The sequence below is a fragment of the Pseudomonas sp. Y5-11 genome (genome assembly GCF_022368695.1).
Classification (GTDB): domain Bacteria; phylum Pseudomonadota; class Gammaproteobacteria; order Pseudomonadales; family Pseudomonadaceae; genus Aquipseudomonas; species Aquipseudomonas parakoreensis.
The window spans coordinates 3,289,064-3,304,646 of sequence record NZ_CP058974.1 but is presented as its reverse complement, the minus strand read 5'-3'; the positions used below and the strand labels follow the sequence as shown (position 1 = coordinate 3,304,646).

Sequence of the window (15,583 nt, the reverse complement as noted above, 5' to 3'; positions counted from 1 at the left end):
AAGATCAAAAGATCGCAGCCTGCGGCAGCTCCTACAGGGACGGTGATGGTTGACCTGAAGAAAATTTCATCCTCCGTGAAGCGGATTTTTCGCCGATTTGGCGTCCAATTCTTCAGCTGCGTTCACTTTTTTCACGCAGGCCTTGAGGAGTTGTCATGAGCGTGTTGCGTTCACTGTTCAAATGGCGAAAGACCCTGCTGCTGGTGCCGATGACGCTGGCGGCGCTGGCCAGTGCGCCAGCGTTTGCCCAGCAGGTGGTGATCGTCCAGCAAGCCCCACCGCCGATGCGCATGGAAGTGATGCCCGGCGCGCGTCCCGGGTATGTCTGGGATCAGGGCCACTGGCGCTGGGAAGGACGCGGTTACGTGTGGATGCCCGGCCATTGGCAACCGGTGCGTCATGGTGCGCACTGGCGACCGGGGCACTGGCAGGCACGCGGGCCGAACTGGTTCTGGGTTGAAGGGCGCTGGGTGCGCTGATTGGCCGTCGACCTGCACTCTTCTTCTATAAGGAACAACCCATGTCCAGAAGCGTTAAAGCCTTGCTCGCCGCCGCACTGGTGGCGATCACCCTGTCCGGTTGCGTCGTCGAACCGGCCCGTCCGCACCGGCCACCGCCGCCCGTGGAAGTGGTGCCGGTAATGCCTGCGCCGGGCTATCACTGGATCGCCGGTCATTACCGCTGGGGCGGCCATGAATGGCGCTGGGTACCAGGGCACTGGCGCGCCTACTGACCTGAAAGGCTGGCGTCACTGCTGTGGCGCCACCACCTTGAAGGAAATGGCAATGTCATTGGACACGACGGTATCCGCCCACTCCCCCGCTCCGAGCCCGAATTCGCTGCGTTTGAGCACCAGCTCGCCGTCGAAAATGCCGATCGCGCTGTCCGGCTTCAGCTCGACCGGCACTTGCACCTCGCGGGTAATGCCTTTGACGGTAAGCAGACCGGCGACCAGATAGCGGTTGTTCGCCACGCGGGTAAAACGGCTGGATACGAACACCGCTTCGGGAAAGCGCTGGGTGTCGAACCACGCCGGTTTCACCAGCTCGGTATTGGCGTTGTCGCTGCCGGCATTGATGCTGGCCAGGTCGATGTGCAACGTAGTGTGGGCGTTGGCGAGGTTGTCGCTGTCGAACTGCAGCGTCGCGTCGAACTTGTCGAAGGTGCCATAGACCTGGTCGCCGAATTGCTTGTAAATGAAGCTGATCTTGCTGGCGGTAGTGTTGACGCGATTGTATTCAGCGGCCTGCGCGCAGGCCATGACGCACAGGCCGGTAAACAGTGCCGCAGCGGTGAATCGGACACGCATGGGATTCTCCGGACAGGGCAAACCTTCGAGGCCTCGATTGACTTAAGCAAACAACCGGCAGTTGTGCCATGTCATCTGTCCGCCGGTGTGGCTCAGGCTCAGACCAGCCGCTCGATCTTCTGATGCTGCCAGACCAGTTTGTAATACAGGGTCTGCAATACCAGCATGCCCAGATAGGCCACCGGAAACGCCATCCACACCCCTTGCAAACCGTACTGCCCGTCCAGCCAGTAAGCCGCCGGCAGCTGCACGCCGACCACGCAGACAATGGCGATTGCCACCGGCACCAGCACCGTGCCGCTGGCACGCATGATGCCGCCGATGATCGCCTGGAAACCGAACACCAGCAGGCTCCACAACATGATATGCAGCAAGTGCTCGGCCATGGCCCGGGTCGAGTCTTCGGTCAGGAACAACCCCAGCAGCCAGTGCGACAACAGGTAGCCGAGCACAATCAGGCCACCGGTCAGGCACACGTTGATCAGCAGCCCGGTGCGCAGGATCGCGGCCAGGCGCTGCAGGTGCCCGGCACCGATGGCCTGGGCGCCAAGGATCGAGGCGGTGATGGCAATCGACAGCGCCGGGAACTGCACGTAGTTGACGATCTGCGTCACCGCGCCATAGGCCGCCGTCGCCTGCGAGCCGTGCTGGTTGACCAGCGTCAGAATCACCAGCTCCGACAACGACAGCACGATCATCTGCACCCCGGTCGGCAGGCCGATGCGCAGCACTTTGCCCAGAATCGCCCCGTCCAGCCGCAGCGCGCCGAAGAACTCGCGGTCCGGTGCCAGCGGGTGTCCCTTGCGAATCAGACTCCAGGCCAGCCACGCCATCGCCGTCAGCGTACCGGCCAGACCGGCGAACGCCGCACTCTGAATCCCCAGTTGCGGCAGACCCAGCCACCCGCGAATGAACGCCGGAGTCAGTGCCAGACCGACGACGGTTGACAGCAACAGCGCCAGCATCGGCGACAACGTGTCGCTCACCCCGCGCAACAACTGAGTGAACAGCACGTACACCAGCACAAAAGGCAAGGTCCACATCATCACTCGGGCATACGCCACCGCGTCGTCCAGCACATCCGCCGGGGTCCCCAGCCCCTGCAAGGCCTGACGTGCGAACACACTGCCCAGCACCGCCGCCAGCAAACCGATCAACACGCCCAGCAACAAGGTTGCCCCGGCGATCGCCTTGACCATGTGCGCCTCACGCGCGCCCCACGCCTGCCCGATCAACACCCCGGCACCGGCACCCAACCCGATCACCAGTGCGATGAAGAAAAAGACGATCGGAAACATCCCCGATACCGCCGCCAGCGCCTGCGTACCGAGCATCTGCCCGATGTAGATGCTGTTGACCGTGCCCGACATCGATTGCAAAAAGTTGGACAACACCATCGGTGCGAGGAACAGCAGGTAGGTTTGCCAGAGGGGTTTGCTGGTGGCGGGGGTTTGCATTGAGGGTCCGTCTCGGGGTGGGAGATGCGGTGGATATTACGCTAGATGCGCGGGTTAAAGTCGGTCGACATCGGGTCGGCTCAAGGCTTAAATGGCGGCACTATTTTCCGTGGAACGCATCTGCTCATGACCCCGTTGCGAAATGCCCTGACCTGTTCCCTGCTGGTCGTTTTCAGCCACATGGCTGGCGCCGCCGAAGCCACCGCCCCCATCGAATCGTTGCGCCCCTTGCTGGCAACCTTGAATGAACGCCTGAACATCGGCGATCTGGTGGCGCTGACCAAATGGGACAGCGGCAAGCCGATTCAGGACAGCCCGCGCGAAGCCCAGGTCATCGCCAATGCCCGCACTTTGGCGACCGAACACCAGCTCGACCCCGAAGACGTGGCTCAGTTGATCGCCGCACAGATGGAGGCGAACAAACTGGTGCAGTACGGATTGCTCGCACAATGGCAAGCGGCCGGGGCGGCGCCGGACACCCCGCGACCGGATCTGGCGAAGCAGATTCGTCCGCGTCTGGACGAGTTGCAAACCCGCCTGCTGCGCCAGTACGCCAACTTCGCGCCGCACCGCCGCGAGCCGAATTGCCAGGCGTTGCTGGCCAAGGCTCGGCAGGATCTGACCCACGACGCACTGCATGAACTGGCCCTGACCCGTGCCACCGGGGAGCTGTGCATTCGGGCGCCGAAGCTTTAAATCAGGGGTTCCGGCATACATCGCTGGCGTCGATAGTCACCATCACGTCAATGAAGTTCTCATAAAAAATCCGCGGCGTAACATCAGCTCCATACCAACCCAATACACCCCGGAGCACACGATCATGAAACGCCAAACCATCCTCGGCATCGCTTTTTCGGTACTCGCTGTTAACGCTTTTGCAGCAGCCCCTGTTCACCAAATGGTCGCTGAAGGCGGCTCGGACAAGTTGATTGAAAGCCGTCTGGCTGAAGGTGGCTCTGATCGTTTGCTGGAACGTCGTGTCGCTGAAGGTGGCGCGGATCGCCTGATCGAGCGTCGCGTTGCAGAAGGTGGTTCGGATCGTTTGCTGGAACGTCGCGTTGCCGAAGGTGGCGCGGATCGCCTGATCGAGCGTCGCGTTGCAGAAGGTGGTTCGGATCGTTTGCTGGAGCGTCGCGTTGCAGAAGGTGGTTCGGATCGCTTGCTGGAACGTCGCGTTGCCGAAGGTGGCGCGGATCGCCTGATCGAGCGTCGCGTTGCAGAAGGTGGTTCGGATCGCTTGCTGGAACGTCGCGTTGCCGAAGGTGGCGCGGATCGCCTGATCGAGCGTCGCGTTGCAGAAGGTGGTTCGGATCGCTTGCTGGAACGTCGCGTTGCCGAAGGTGGCGCGGATCGCCTGATCGAGCGTCGCGTTGCAGAAGGTGGTTCGGATCGCTTGCTGGAACGTCGCGTTGCCGAAGGTGGCGCGGATCGCCTGATCGAGCGTCGCGTTGCAGAAGGTGGTTCGGATCGCTTGCTGGAACGTCGCGTTGCCGAAGGTGGCGCGGATCGCCTGATCGAGCGTCGCGTTGCAGAAGGTGGTTCGGATCGCTTGCTGGAACGTCGCGTTGCCGAAGGTGGCGCGGATCGCCTGATCGAGCGTCGCGTTGCAGAAGGTGGTTCGGATCGCTTGCTGGAACGTCGCGTTGCCGAAGGTGGCGCGGATCGCCTGATCGAGCGTCGCGTTGCAGAAGGTGGTTCGGATCGCTTGCTGGAACGTCGCGTTGCCGAAGGTGGCGCGGATCGCCTGATCGAGCGTCGCGTTGCAGAAGGTGGTTCGGATCGCTTGCTGGAACGTCGCGTTGCCGAAGGTGGCGCGGATCGCCTGATCGAGCGTCGCGTTGCAGAAGGTGGTTCGGATCGCTTGCTGGAACGTCGCGTTGCCGAAGGTGGCGCGGATCGCCTGATCGAGCGTCGCGTTGCAGAAGGTGGTTCGGATCGCTTGCTGGAACGTCGCGTTGCCGAAGGTGGCGCGGATCGCCTGATCGAGCGTCGCGTTGCAGAAGGTGGTTCGGATCGCTTGCTGGAACGTCGCGTTGCCGAAGGTGGCGCGGATCGCTTGCTGGAACGTCGTGTTGCCGAAGGTGGCGCGGATCGCCTGATCGAGCGTCGCGTTGCTTGAGTTGATGTCTCTTCGCACAAGCCATGAAAAAGCCCGGCCTGATCAGCCGGGCTTTTGCGTTCAACCGCTGCTTATTGAGCATTTTTCAGCTTGACCACATCACCGGAAATTCTGGTGGTGTAACCGGTCAGCACCCACGCCCAGAATCAGTTTTCCTGAACCTGGGTGTTGATCATGGCGTCACCGCCCTTGGCCTTGATCGCCGCTGTCTGCGCACGAACGAAGCGGCGGTTCTGTTGAATCGGGATCACGCCGAACAGCAGCAGGCCGGTGGCCGTGGCTTCGCTGTGACCAATCACGGTGTATTGGCTGCTGTCGTATTGTTTGATGTTCATCGGGGTGCCGGTGCAACCCGCCAGAACCCGACATGACCCTGGCGGCAGAGTCAATCGAGCGCGGGCTGCTGATCGTTCCATTCGGCGAGCCAGAGGGCTGCCGCAGGCTGAGATCTTTTGCTTTGGGAAATCCAGGCCTGCCATTCGTCGCAAACCCGCCCTCACCTGTCAGATCTGATAGTAGGCAGCCAGCCTCCGCCAGCGCTTTAATCCCTCGGGCCACTCCCTCAGCACCCAGCCATATTGAACAGGTGACGCGCCCATGACCAGCCAATTGACGAGCAATGCTTCCAGTCAGCAGATCACTGTCTTTCCACCGGATCGCGGTATCGGCGTTCTGGCCGTGTACCCGCCGTATCCGGTGGGTTTCAAGCCGCAGAAGGACGGGGCGCTGGGGATCAACATCCACATGGTGCAGGGCGACCGCGACGGTCTGCTGGTGTATATCCTGGCCTATATCGAGATGGCCGTAGGCGACGATATCAGAGTGTTTATCGAAAACACGCGATCACCGGTCGCGCAATTTTCGGTTACCGCTGCGCACTTCGATGACCAAGGCAACGCCAAGAACATCCCGTTCCACATTTCGGCTGCCGACATGCAGTCCCGCTTTCTGCCGCTGCAAATCCAGAGCAAGGACTTGTGGTTCGAAGTCAAGCGCTTCAGCAAAAATACCGAAGAGTCCCCGCACATACCGCTGCTCTACAAATACCCCGCGCCAGGCGAGGCCGATACCGATGGTGGCAAACCCTTCAACCAGGGCCTGAAATTGCCCGTGGCTTCCGAGGGTTTCGTCGATCAGACGGTGATCGATGACGGAATGTTCGTAACCGTCATGCAGTATTTCAACCAGCACATCGGTGATGTAGTGGTCCTGGCCTTCGGCTCGCTGCTGCTGGAAACCACGGTTACCGCGTTGGGCGATGTGATGTTCGAACTGACCCCGGATCAACTGGCCACCCTCGCTCCCACCAACACTCTGATGGTGCGCTGGGAAGTGTTCGATGTGGTGGAAAATGCCAGCGGCTGGTCGGACTCGCTGGTGCTGCCGTTCAAACCGGGCATTGTGCTGTTGGCCGCACCGATCTTCGAACAGGCGGACATCGACAACATCCTGCATCACGATCAACTGGACGGTGGCACTGCCGGTATCCTCGTCACCGGCGTATTTGCCGCCAATGACCGCATCGAACTGACCCTGCAAGGCGTCACTCAGGGCGGCGAAACCGTAAACCACACCTACAACCGGATCCTGAGCGCCGCCACGCGCACCGTCGATTTTCCGGTCGAGAATGAAAAAATCCGCAACCTGATCGGCGGGGCCCTGCACGCGTCCTATCAGTTGATTCGGGCCGGCAAGAGTCAATTTTCCAAACCGGCGGACGTCACCGTCAGCGGCGTGACCCAACCGCTTGGCCTGCCGCTCGTCGCACCGCTGGTGGACGGCAAACTGCCGGTGGACACCGCCGAAGCCACCGTACAGCTCGCCGAATATTGGCCGCTGCAGACCGGGGCCACCGTCGAAGCCCATTGGCAGACCACCGACAAGGACGGCGTCGCAGCGCTGTACGTTTTCCGCCTGATCGTCAGCGACCCGTCCCAACCGGTCATCTTCAAGGTGCCGGCCAAATACATCGCCCCCTTCCCGGACACCCCGCTGGTGGTGCAATGCACCGTGGCCAATCCCGGGCAGACGCGGGTGTTTTCCGAGTTGCTGCAATTGCGCATCAGCGAACAGGCCGTGGTGCCGCTGGACCCGCCGACACTGGTCAAACCGGCGCTCACGCCGATTGATGTGCTGGCTTATCCGGACGGGGTGACAGTACGTATCGAATACGTCGGTGCAATCAAGGATGACCGGGCGCGATTGGTAGAGGTCAAGCCGCCTGCAGGATCACCCGCCTTTCCTCTGGCGGAGTTCAACAGCAACAAGCGGGTAAATACGGTATTGACCCAGGCTTTTCTCGCGGTGCGCCAGGGCAGAACAATCGAGATGCGCTGGAACCTCAACCGTAATGGAGGACAAGCGGGCAAGTCGTTGCCGCTGGCATTGAAAATTCAAGCGATCCCCCCGCAAGACTCACGGCTGCCGACACCACAAATTCGCCAGGGTGCGGAGCTCGACATCAATAAGTTACAGACCAGTGATCGCCTGACCGTCACTACCTGGCCCGGCGAGGCAAACGGACAGCGCCTGTGGCTTCGCTATGACGGAGTAACCAGGACGGGTCCCGCCGAACCCTACAATGATCTGGTGAATGAGCCTCATACTGGTACTTCCGGCCTGAACCGAGCACTCCCGCTGGAGTGGCTCAAATCCCTGAAGCACGACAGTGAACTGAAAATCAGCTTTTGGGTGAATCTGGCCGGCGAAGCAGACTTTGCCACAGCAATATTGTTCCCGGTGCGAACATACCTGATCAAATCACTCTCTCTGACCGCACCAAAATTGCTCGACTTACCCGGTGCAACCCTCAATTTCGATGATATTGCCGATAGCGGTGCACGTATCGAAGTTCCGATCTATACCGGAATGTCCCCCGGGCAGTCCGTCAAGGTCGAGTTGGCCGGCGCGGGAGGTCATTACACGACTGCATCCACGAATGTCGATACCATCAAGCCCCTGATTTTTCTGGTTCCCCGATCAACATTCATTGCCAATGCCGCCCGGACAGTGGCAATCACCTATCTGGTCTCGTCCTCCAGTGAGCAGAATCAGCCACTGCGGTCGCCAAGCCTTGATCTGAATATTCTTGCCGACACCTGGCGCGACTCCATCACCGATTTCAATGGTAATGCCGGGAACTGGGCATTAGGACCGGCCTCAAGAACTGCAAGAATTCTCAGTGATCACTACGAAAACCTGACCTATGACGCTGGGGGAAACTCAGGAGTCATGCTAAGCCAGACATTCCAATTCAAGGCCGCGAGAACCTACCAGTTCAGCTACTACGTAGCCAATGTCAGTCCGCAACCTGACAACGTTCCACCGGTGATCAGCGTCAGCACCTCCAGCGGAATGCCGATTCTTGGCGCATTCACGGTACCGAGAACGGGCACCTTTTTTCAGCAGGTGGCCAATTTTCGAGTACCCGTCAGTGGTGCCTATACGATTTACATGCTTAATCACGAGGATCGCGGAGGCTACGGCGGAGCCCGAGGCGGCAAGGACTTTATCCTGGATGCCATCCACGTACGACGGCTGTGAACAGTTCGCCAGAGTCATAAGGGGACGGGCTTATTATTTTGGCGCCTGGTTCGGACACTAAAAGATCGCCGCCTGCGGCGGCTCCTGCAGGGGGATACCGATACCTCTGCAGGAGATGCCGCAGGCTGCGATTTTTTGCTTTTGGGGATTGATCGCTTATATGTGTTTAACGTTCATTCCTGCAGCCCGTAACACCTTGCGCTGGTGGAACTGGCGCTGGGCAGGCTTGAACTGCTCGGCGCCACAACTTCCTGACCTGAACCCGCACCCATGAAGCTCATCGGCCGTGCGCCCGGGGCAGGCCGACGGGCTCTATTGTTTTTCTGCTGAAAAGCTTTGCAGGTACGCCAGCAGATTATCGATCTTCTCTTCGTCGCTCAGGCCCCAGAAAATCATCCGCGTCCCGGGCACCACGCCCTTCGGGTCTTTCAGATACGCGGTCAGCGTGTCGCGATCCCAGGTCTTGCCGGAGTTTTTCATCGCCTCGGAATACACGTAATTGGCCGACGTCCCGGCCGGTCGGCCAATGATGCCGTTGAGTTGCGGGCCGAAGCCGGGGCGCGCGTCCGGGCCAACCTGATGGCAGCCGCCGCACAGGCGCGGGAAGATCTTTTCGCCGGCGGCGGGATCGCCTGCGGCGTGGGTGGTCGAGCTGAACGAAACGGCGGTCGTGGTCAATACAACAAGCAATGCAGCGATGTTTTTCATCGGGTGATCCAGAACGGTCTGATGCAATTGAGGCAAGGCTATCACTTTGTGCCGAGGAAGCTTTTTACAGATAAGCGCCGATGACTTTTCTGACGGTAATCAATGCCTGGCGCAGGACGTCCATGGACACCGACCCCAACGCCAACCGGATCGCATGCGGCACATGTGCCGACACGGCGAACGGTTCGGCCGTGGTGACCGAAATCTGCTGGTGCACCAACTCCACCACAATCTGATCGGCACGCACGTCTTCCGGCAACGGCAACCACAAAAAGTAAGACGACGGATGACCGATGCACGTCAGCCCTTGCAACAACTCGGCGGCCAGCGCTTGCCGGGCCTTGGCATCGTCGCGTTTTTGTTGCTCCAGCAGGGTGACGGTGCCGTCGTCGAGCCAGCCGCAAGCCATCGCGGTCATCACGCCGGGGGTGTTCCAGGTGGTGGCGCGGATGATGCGTTCCAGCGCCGGCACGTTGCGCAGGGGGGCGGCAATAAAACCGACGCGCAGGCCGGTGGCGATATTCTTGGAAAGTCCCGAGACGTACACCGTGCGCTCCGGCGCCAGATCAATCAGGGTACGCGGTGGGTTATCCACCAGAAAGGCGTAGGCCGCGTCTTCGATGAGAATCAGATCATGCCGCCGGGCAAGTGCGACCAATTGCTCGCGCTGTTCGATCGGCGTCACCCAACCCAACGGATTGTGCAGCGTCGGCATGCTGTACACGGCGCGTACCGAACGGCTGCGGCACAGCTTGTCGAGCGCCGTCAGGTCAGGTCCGTGGTCACCGGCCGGGATGGCCACCACTTCCAGATGCAGCGCTTCGGCCAGCACCTTGAAGCCGGAATAGGTCAGCGCATCCGCCGCAATCACATCACCGGGTTTGAGCAAGGCCATCAGTGTCACTGCCAACCCTTGCTGGGCGCCGTTGACGATCAGCACTTGCCCGGCATCGGCCTGCACCCCGCGATCCTGCAGATGCCGCGCCACCGAGGCACGCTCATGCTGTCGTCCGGCGTGGGGTTGATAGCGCAGCAAGGCTTCCAGATCGCCCGACAGCGCCAATTGACGTAACGCCGTGCGCAACAGATCGGCCTGACCGGGCAGAGACGGGTAATTGAAGTTGAGATCGATCATGCCGACTGCCACGTCCTTCTGATCGATCCCCTGCCCCGGCGACAAAGAGGTTTCACGGACAAACGTCCCGCGCCCGGTCTCGCCGCTGACCAGCCCCATGGCCTCAAGTTCGGCGTACACCCGCGATGCGGTGACCAGTGCCAGGCCTTCACGGGCTGCCAGTTCGCGGTGGGTCGGCAGGCGCGTTCCCGGTGCCAGATGCCCGCAACGAATATCCGCTGCATAAGCGTCAACGAGGGTCTTGTAGCGTGAGCGCGGCATAGCGGATGTATCCATGACAATTATTTGATTGTGCTGATTCTCGGCTTCAGGATCACTCGAAAGCAACCCTACCTTTGAGCGTGACCCTGTATGGAACGGACTTCGAACCCGGTTAACCCGGCCCTGGAAAAAACCAGCGGCTGGATCAACGGTTTTATCGGCGTGGTGATCTTCAGCGGATCGTTACCGGCCACGCGCCTGGCGGTACTGGAATTTGATCCGGTGTTTCTTACCGTGGCCCGCGCGGCCATTGCCGGCGTGTTGGCAGCAGCGCTGTTGTGGCTGTTTCGCGAACGGCGTCCGGCACGGGATCAGTGGTGGCCGTTGTTGATTGTGGCGTTGGGCGTGGTGCTGGGTTTCCCCTTGCTGACGGCATTGGCGCTGCAACACGTGACGTCGGCGCATTCGATTGTGTTTGTGGGATTGCTGCCCCTGGCGACGGCGATTTTTGGCGTGCTGCGTGGCGGCGAGCATCCGCGACCGGTGTTCTGGGTGTTCTCGATTCTCGGCAGTGTCTTGGTCGTTGGCTTCGCCTTGTCACAGGGGCTGACCGCCTCGCCCACCGGTGATCTGCTGATGCTCGCGGCGATTCTGGCCTGTGGTCTGGGTTACGCCGAAGGCGCCAAACTGTCGCGCGTGCTCGGCGGCTGGCAGGTGATCTGCTGGGCGTTGGTGTTGTCGCTACCGGTGATGGCGTTGCTCAGCCTGTGGCTGGCCCCCGCCTCGTTCAGTCACATCAGCCTGTCGGCCTGGCTGTGCCTGGCGTATGTGGCGCTGTTCAGCATGCTGATCGGGTTCGTGTTCTGGTATCGCGGCCTGGCCCAGGGCGGGATTGCGGCAGTGGGACAACTGCAATTGCTGCAGCCGTTTTTCGGTCTGGCGCTGGCGGCGACGTTGCTGCATGAACAGGTCAGCCTGGGGATGCTGGCGGTGACGCTGGGAGTGATTCTGTGTGTGGCCGGGGCAAAGAAATTCGCCCGATAATCCTCAGACGCCAGCCTTCCACTCCCGCGGGCTGAGCCCGGTCTTGCGGCGAAACGCTCGAGCCAGTGCCGAAGGACTTTCATAACCGACCTCTTGCGCGATCAGCGCAATCGCCCGTCCCTCGCGCAGACGCTTCTGCACCAGACTGATCCGCCAGCTCAGCAGATAGTCAGCTGGCGACTGCCCGACGACGCGGTGGAACTGCTCGGCGAATCCGGCTCTGGACAGATGGGCGGCAGTCGCCAGGTCCGCCACACGCCAGGGTCTGGCCGGTTGCTCATGCATCAGGGTCAAGGCGCGAGACAAGCGCGGATCCGCGAGCCCGGCCATCAGGCCGGGTGGCTGGACACGGCTGCTGATGAGGTGGCGCAACAGCAGGATCACCAGCAATTCAAACAAACGATCCATCACCGCCACGCGCCCGCAATGACCTTCAAAGGCTTCTCTGAACAGCCATTCCAGCGTGTTGCCCAACTCCGGGATTTCGCTGAGTTTGAGCAGCAGATAATCCGGCAGTGCCGCCGCCAGCGCATTGCCGGAACCTCCGTCAAACGTCAGCGTGGCGCAGACCAGCTGTGCGCCCATGGCCTCATCGGCGGACATCCGATGAGTGCAGGGTCGCGGGAAGAAAATCAGTGAAGGTTCGACAATACGAACCTCACGTTGATTGCCCGCTTTCAGCAACAACTCGCCGGCCTGTAATAGATGCACATGCCCGACCGGTTCGCCCTCATGCAGGCCGACGCCGCAAAACGTGCCACTGTGAAAGGTGCCGGCACTCACACCGAAATGGCTGAGCAGCGTTGAAAGACGATCCATGGGCGACTCCCGATGCATATCTGGACGATCTGTTGCATATCCTCGACGATCTGCGGCCAAAGCGCCAGCCGTGCGCCATAACATGGCCTCCATCCCCGGCGCACTTCGCACCGGACTTCTGGAGAATCACCATGAGCCGCATCCCTGCAATCAGCCTTGAAAACGCCACCGACGCCAGCCGCCCGACCCTGGAAGGCGTGAAGAAAAAAATCGGCTTCCTGCCCAATGTCTTTACCACGCTGGCCAAAGCCCCGGTGGCCCTGGAAGCCTACGTGCAAGCTTCGGCGATCCTCGGCAAGACTTCGTTGAGCGCCAAGGAAAAAGAAGCGGTGTATCTCGCCACATCACAGATCAACGGCTGCGATTATTGCCTGGCCGCGCACAGCCTGTTTGCCAGCAAGGCCGGGCTCTCGGCGCAGGACATCAGTGCCGCGCGTCACGGTGAATTGAATGCCTATGCCGCTCTCGCCCAACAGTTGACGCAAAGCCGCGGCCACTTGAGCGACGAGCAGATCGCCGCCGCCCGCGCTGCCGGCATTGACGACAGCAAGATTATCGAAGTGATTGCCTTGGTGGCTGTGCAGTCGCTGACCAACTACCTGAACAACGCGGCCTTGACCGACATCGACTTCCCGGCCATTGATTGAATGCGAAAAAAACGAGAGCGGGCTTGCTCGCGAAGGCGCTGAATCAATCAACCAGTGTGTTGAATGACACTGCGCTTTCGCGAGCAAGCCCGCTCTCACAATTGATCAATGATGTTCGACGCCCGCGCGTTTGAGCAGTTTCTTGCAGCGCTCGGACAGATGAAACACCTGCAATTCCTTGCCGGCCTTGGCGTAACGCTCGCGCAAGGTCTTCAGCGCGGCAATCGCCGAATAGTCAACGAAGCTCAAATGCCGGCAATCCAGCGTCACCCGGGCCGGGTCATTGGCCGGGTCGAACTGGTTGAGAAACGGCGTGGTCGAGGCGAAAAACAGTGTGCCGTGCAGGCGATAGAGTTTGCTGCCGTCGGCTTCCAGATGTTCATCGGCGTACAGCTCGCGGGCCTGCTGCCAGGCGAAATTCAGCGCGGCGATGATGATCCCGCAGAGCACGGCAGTGGCCAGATCGGTGAACACGGTGATGCTGGTCACGGCGATGATCACCAGCACATCGTTGAGCGGCACTTTGTTCAACACCCGCAACGAGGCCCAGGCGAAAGTCTGCTGTGACACCACGAACATCACGCCCACCAGCGCCGCCAGCGGAATACGCTCGATCAGCGGCGACAGAAACAGGATGAACAGCAGAATCAACACACCCGCGACCACCCCGGACAAACGCCCACGGCCGCCGGAGCTGAGGTTGATCACGGTCTGGCCGATCATCGCGCAACCGCCCATGCCACCGAACGCGCCCGAGACCATATTCGCCGCCCCCAGCGCGACACATTCGCGATCCGGGTAGCCACGGGTTTCGGTGATTTCATCGGTGAGGTTCAGGGTCAGCAAGGTTTCCAGCAGACCGACCAGCGCCATCAGAATCGCGTACGGGGCGATGATGCGCAGGGTCTCCAGGCTCCATGGGATGTCCGGCAAGGCGAAAGTCGGCAGACCGCCGGCGATGTGCGCCATGTCGCCGAGGGTGCGCGTCGGCAGGCCGAACAGGTAGACCAGCAGGCCCACACCGAGGATCGCCACCAGTGCCGGCGGCACCGCGCGGGTCAGGCGTGGCAGAATATAGACAATGGCCATGGTCAGCAGCACCAGCCCGGTCATCAGGTACAGCGGCGTGCCGCTGAGCCAGTGTTCACCGCTCTTGAAATGCTCCAGTTGCGCCAGGGCAATGATGATCGCCAGGCCATTGACGAAACCGAGCATCACCGGATGCGGCACCATGCGCACCAGTTTGCCCAGGCGCAACAAGCCGAACGCCATCATGATCAGGCCACCGAGCAACACGGTCGCCAACAGGTATTGCACGCCGTGCTGCACCACCAGCGCGACGATCACCACCGCCATCGAACCCGCCGCCCCGGAGACCATTCCCGGCCGGCCGCCGAACAATGCGGTCAACGTGCAAATGAAAAAGGCGCCGTACAGGCCCATCAGTGGATTGAGATGCGCCACCAGCGCGAACGCAATGCATTCGGGCAACAAGGCAAACGAGGTGGTGAGTCCGGCCAGGACATCGGCGCGCAGACGTTTTGGTTTCATGGCTTACCTGACTGAGCGGCCGACGAGCGCGGCCGCTGATGTTCACGAAAATGAGGGGTGCGGATGTTACGGAATAGTTCGGAATCGGGCCAGCGATCGCTGACACCGTTAGCCGTGCGATTTATCCTGACGCGCTTGTGCCTCCTCCGAGTATGACCATGACTGCATGGCTGACCGCCCGCGACGTTTGCCAGCGCTTGCGCGAGGCTGCGCTGGGTGTGCTGATGTTCAACAGATCCGAGAGACCCGGTGATGCCGGACTGGTTGCGGTCGATATCGAAGGCTGGCAGTTGCTGCTGGACTTTGAAGGCGGACGCTTGCACCACTGTGAACAGGCCCGCGCCCCGGATGGCCGCGAGGGGACATTGGCAACGTGGCAGCGTTACGGCACCAATCCAGTCGACCTGCTGAGTACCTGGGAGCTGGCGCAGATCGAGCGGTTGCTGGCGCGACCGCGTTGAACTCGATCAACCCTGACGCAGATCGAGCATATAAGTGTAATAGCCGGTATCACGCACATAACCCAGCGACTCGTACAAACCCTGCGCTATCAAGTTGTCGGTGGCGGTTTCCAGCACCAGACCTTTGGCGCCAGTCTGCAAGGCAAAGTCGCGGGCCGTATTCATCAGCAATCGCCCGACACCGTGACCACGGGCTGCGGGCGTGGTGAACAAATCACTGAGCAGCCAGGTGCGGTGAGCGTCGATCGAGGAAAACGTCGGGTATAACTGCACAAAGCCGAGCGCATCGCCCTGTTCATCCTGCGCGAGGAAAATCGCCGATTCTTCGCCAGCCATGCGCTCAGCGATGAAGGCGCGCGATTGCGTCAGGTTCGAAGGTTGCTGATAAAAGCCACGATAGGCGTCGAACAGTTTTGCCACAGCCTCCAAATGAGTCGCCGTAGCGCGCAGTGCCTTGATGACCATGTTCCCTCCCGCCGATTTTATTGATTATCGAACCAGCATAGCGCTCTCGAACGAGTGAGCTGGCCTCATCGCTATATAGTTTTGTATATTGCGAAACCGAATTTTTCAGTACCTGCCCATGCCA

General features: G+C 60.7%; 14 protein-coding genes and 2 pseudogenes. 8 read left to right on the top strand and 8 right to left on the bottom strand.

Annotated elements, in window-relative coordinates; genetic code table 11:
- Window positions 1-155 precede the first annotated feature (155 nt).
- Entirely contained in the window at window positions 156-479 is a 324-nt protein-coding gene (locus HXW87_RS14725) for a YXWGXW repeat-containing protein (RefSeq protein WP_041074788.1), read from the top strand.
- A gap of 41 nt (window positions 480-520) precedes the next feature.
- Complete coding sequence (locus HXW87_RS14720) at window positions 521-733, top strand: hypothetical protein (RefSeq protein ID WP_239776431.1); 213 nt, start codon at window positions 521-523, stop codon at window positions 731-733.
- Window positions 734-748: 15 nt separating this feature from the next.
- Here HXW87_RS14720 and HXW87_RS14715 read toward each other — a convergent pair whose 3' ends face one another.
- Window positions 749-1,309, bottom strand: coding sequence for a YceI family protein (locus HXW87_RS14715; protein WP_047295051.1), 561 nt, complete (start codon window positions 1,307-1,309; stop codon window positions 749-751).
- 98 nt (window positions 1,310-1,407) lie between these two features.
- Window positions 1,408-2,766, bottom strand: coding sequence for an MATE family efflux transporter (locus HXW87_RS14710; protein WP_095666918.1), 1,359 nt, complete (start codon window positions 2,764-2,766; stop codon window positions 1,408-1,410).
- Window positions 2,767-2,892: 126 nt separating this feature from the next.
- Between HXW87_RS14710 and HXW87_RS14705 the strand changes: the two genes are divergently transcribed.
- Both HXW87_RS14705 and HXW87_RS29605 read left to right on the top strand, forming a co-directional pair.
- Window positions 2,893-3,462, top strand: coding sequence for a chorismate mutase (locus tag HXW87_RS14705; protein ID WP_239776430.1), 570 nt, complete (start codon window positions 2,893-2,895; stop codon window positions 3,460-3,462).
- A gap of 124 nt (window positions 3,463-3,586) precedes the next feature.
- Window positions 3,587-4,024: pseudogene (locus HXW87_RS29605) on the top strand (phage infection protein); the annotation flags it as partial.
- Window positions 4,025-4,956: 932 nt separating this feature from the next.
- Here the strand turns inward: HXW87_RS29605 and HXW87_RS14695 are convergent.
- A pseudogene (locus tag HXW87_RS14695) lies at window positions 4,957-5,301 on the bottom strand (hypothetical protein).
- Between the two features lie 181 nt (window positions 5,302-5,482).
- Between HXW87_RS14695 and HXW87_RS14690 the strand changes: the two are divergent.
- The gene (locus tag HXW87_RS14690; RefSeq protein WP_239776428.1) at window positions 5,483-8,428 is read left to right on the top strand and encodes a hypothetical protein; all 2,946 of its coding nucleotides are present in this window, start codon (window positions 5,483-5,485) and stop codon (window positions 8,426-8,428) included.
- A 312-nt stretch (window positions 8,429-8,740) separates the two neighbouring features.
- On the opposite strand, the gene HXW87_RS14685 is transcribed toward HXW87_RS14690, so the two are convergent.
- Both HXW87_RS14685 and HXW87_RS14680 read right to left on the bottom strand, forming a co-directional pair.
- Window positions 8,741-9,136: a cytochrome c family protein gene (locus tag HXW87_RS14685; RefSeq protein WP_239776427.1), complete on the bottom strand. Its 396-nt coding sequence runs from the start codon at window positions 9,134-9,136 to the stop codon at window positions 8,741-8,743.
- Window positions 9,137-9,200: 64 nt separating this feature from the next.
- On the bottom strand, window positions 9,201-10,532 hold the full coding sequence (locus HXW87_RS14680; protein ID WP_047295059.1) for a PLP-dependent aminotransferase family protein: 1,332 nt from the start codon (window positions 10,530-10,532) through the stop codon (window positions 9,201-9,203).
- A gap of 90 nt (window positions 10,533-10,622) precedes the next feature.
- Between HXW87_RS14680 and HXW87_RS14675 the strand changes: the two genes are divergently transcribed.
- A complete protein-coding gene (locus HXW87_RS14675; protein WP_095666924.1) occupies window positions 10,623-11,516 on the top strand; it encodes a DMT family transporter in 894 nt (297 codons plus the stop codon).
- Window positions 11,517-11,519: 3 nt separating this feature from the next.
- Here HXW87_RS14675 and HXW87_RS14670 read toward each other — a convergent pair whose 3' ends face one another.
- Window positions 11,520-12,335 (bottom strand): AraC family transcriptional regulator, encoded by an 816-nt coding sequence (locus HXW87_RS14670; protein ID WP_239776426.1) that lies wholly within the window; start codon window positions 12,333-12,335, stop codon window positions 11,520-11,522.
- Window positions 12,336-12,466: 131 nt separating this feature from the next.
- On the opposite strand from HXW87_RS14670, the gene HXW87_RS14665 reads away from it, so the two are divergent.
- A complete protein-coding gene (locus HXW87_RS14665) occupies window positions 12,467-12,982 on the top strand; it encodes a carboxymuconolactone decarboxylase family protein (RefSeq protein ID WP_182404292.1) in 516 nt (171 codons plus the stop codon).
- 105 nt (window positions 12,983-13,087) lie between these two features.
- Here the strand turns inward: HXW87_RS14665 and HXW87_RS14660 are convergent, their stop codons facing one another.
- The gene (locus HXW87_RS14660) at window positions 13,088-14,533 is read right to left on the bottom strand and encodes a SulP family inorganic anion transporter (RefSeq protein ID WP_239776425.1); all 1,446 of its coding nucleotides are present in this window, start codon (window positions 14,531-14,533) and stop codon (window positions 13,088-13,090) included.
- Between the two features lie 158 nt (window positions 14,534-14,691).
- Here HXW87_RS14660 and HXW87_RS14655 point away from each other — a divergent pair, with 158 nt between their 5' ends.
- Window positions 14,692-14,994 (top strand): hypothetical protein, encoded by a 303-nt coding sequence (locus HXW87_RS14655; protein WP_182404291.1) that lies wholly within the window; start codon window positions 14,692-14,694, stop codon window positions 14,992-14,994.
- 6 nt (window positions 14,995-15,000) lie between these two features.
- Here the strand turns inward: HXW87_RS14655 and HXW87_RS14650 are convergent, their stop codons facing one another.
- Complete coding sequence (locus tag HXW87_RS14650; RefSeq protein ID WP_182404290.1) at window positions 15,001-15,459, bottom strand: GNAT family N-acetyltransferase; 459 nt, start codon at window positions 15,457-15,459, stop codon at window positions 15,001-15,003.
- Window positions 15,460-15,583: the final 124 nt, after the last annotated feature.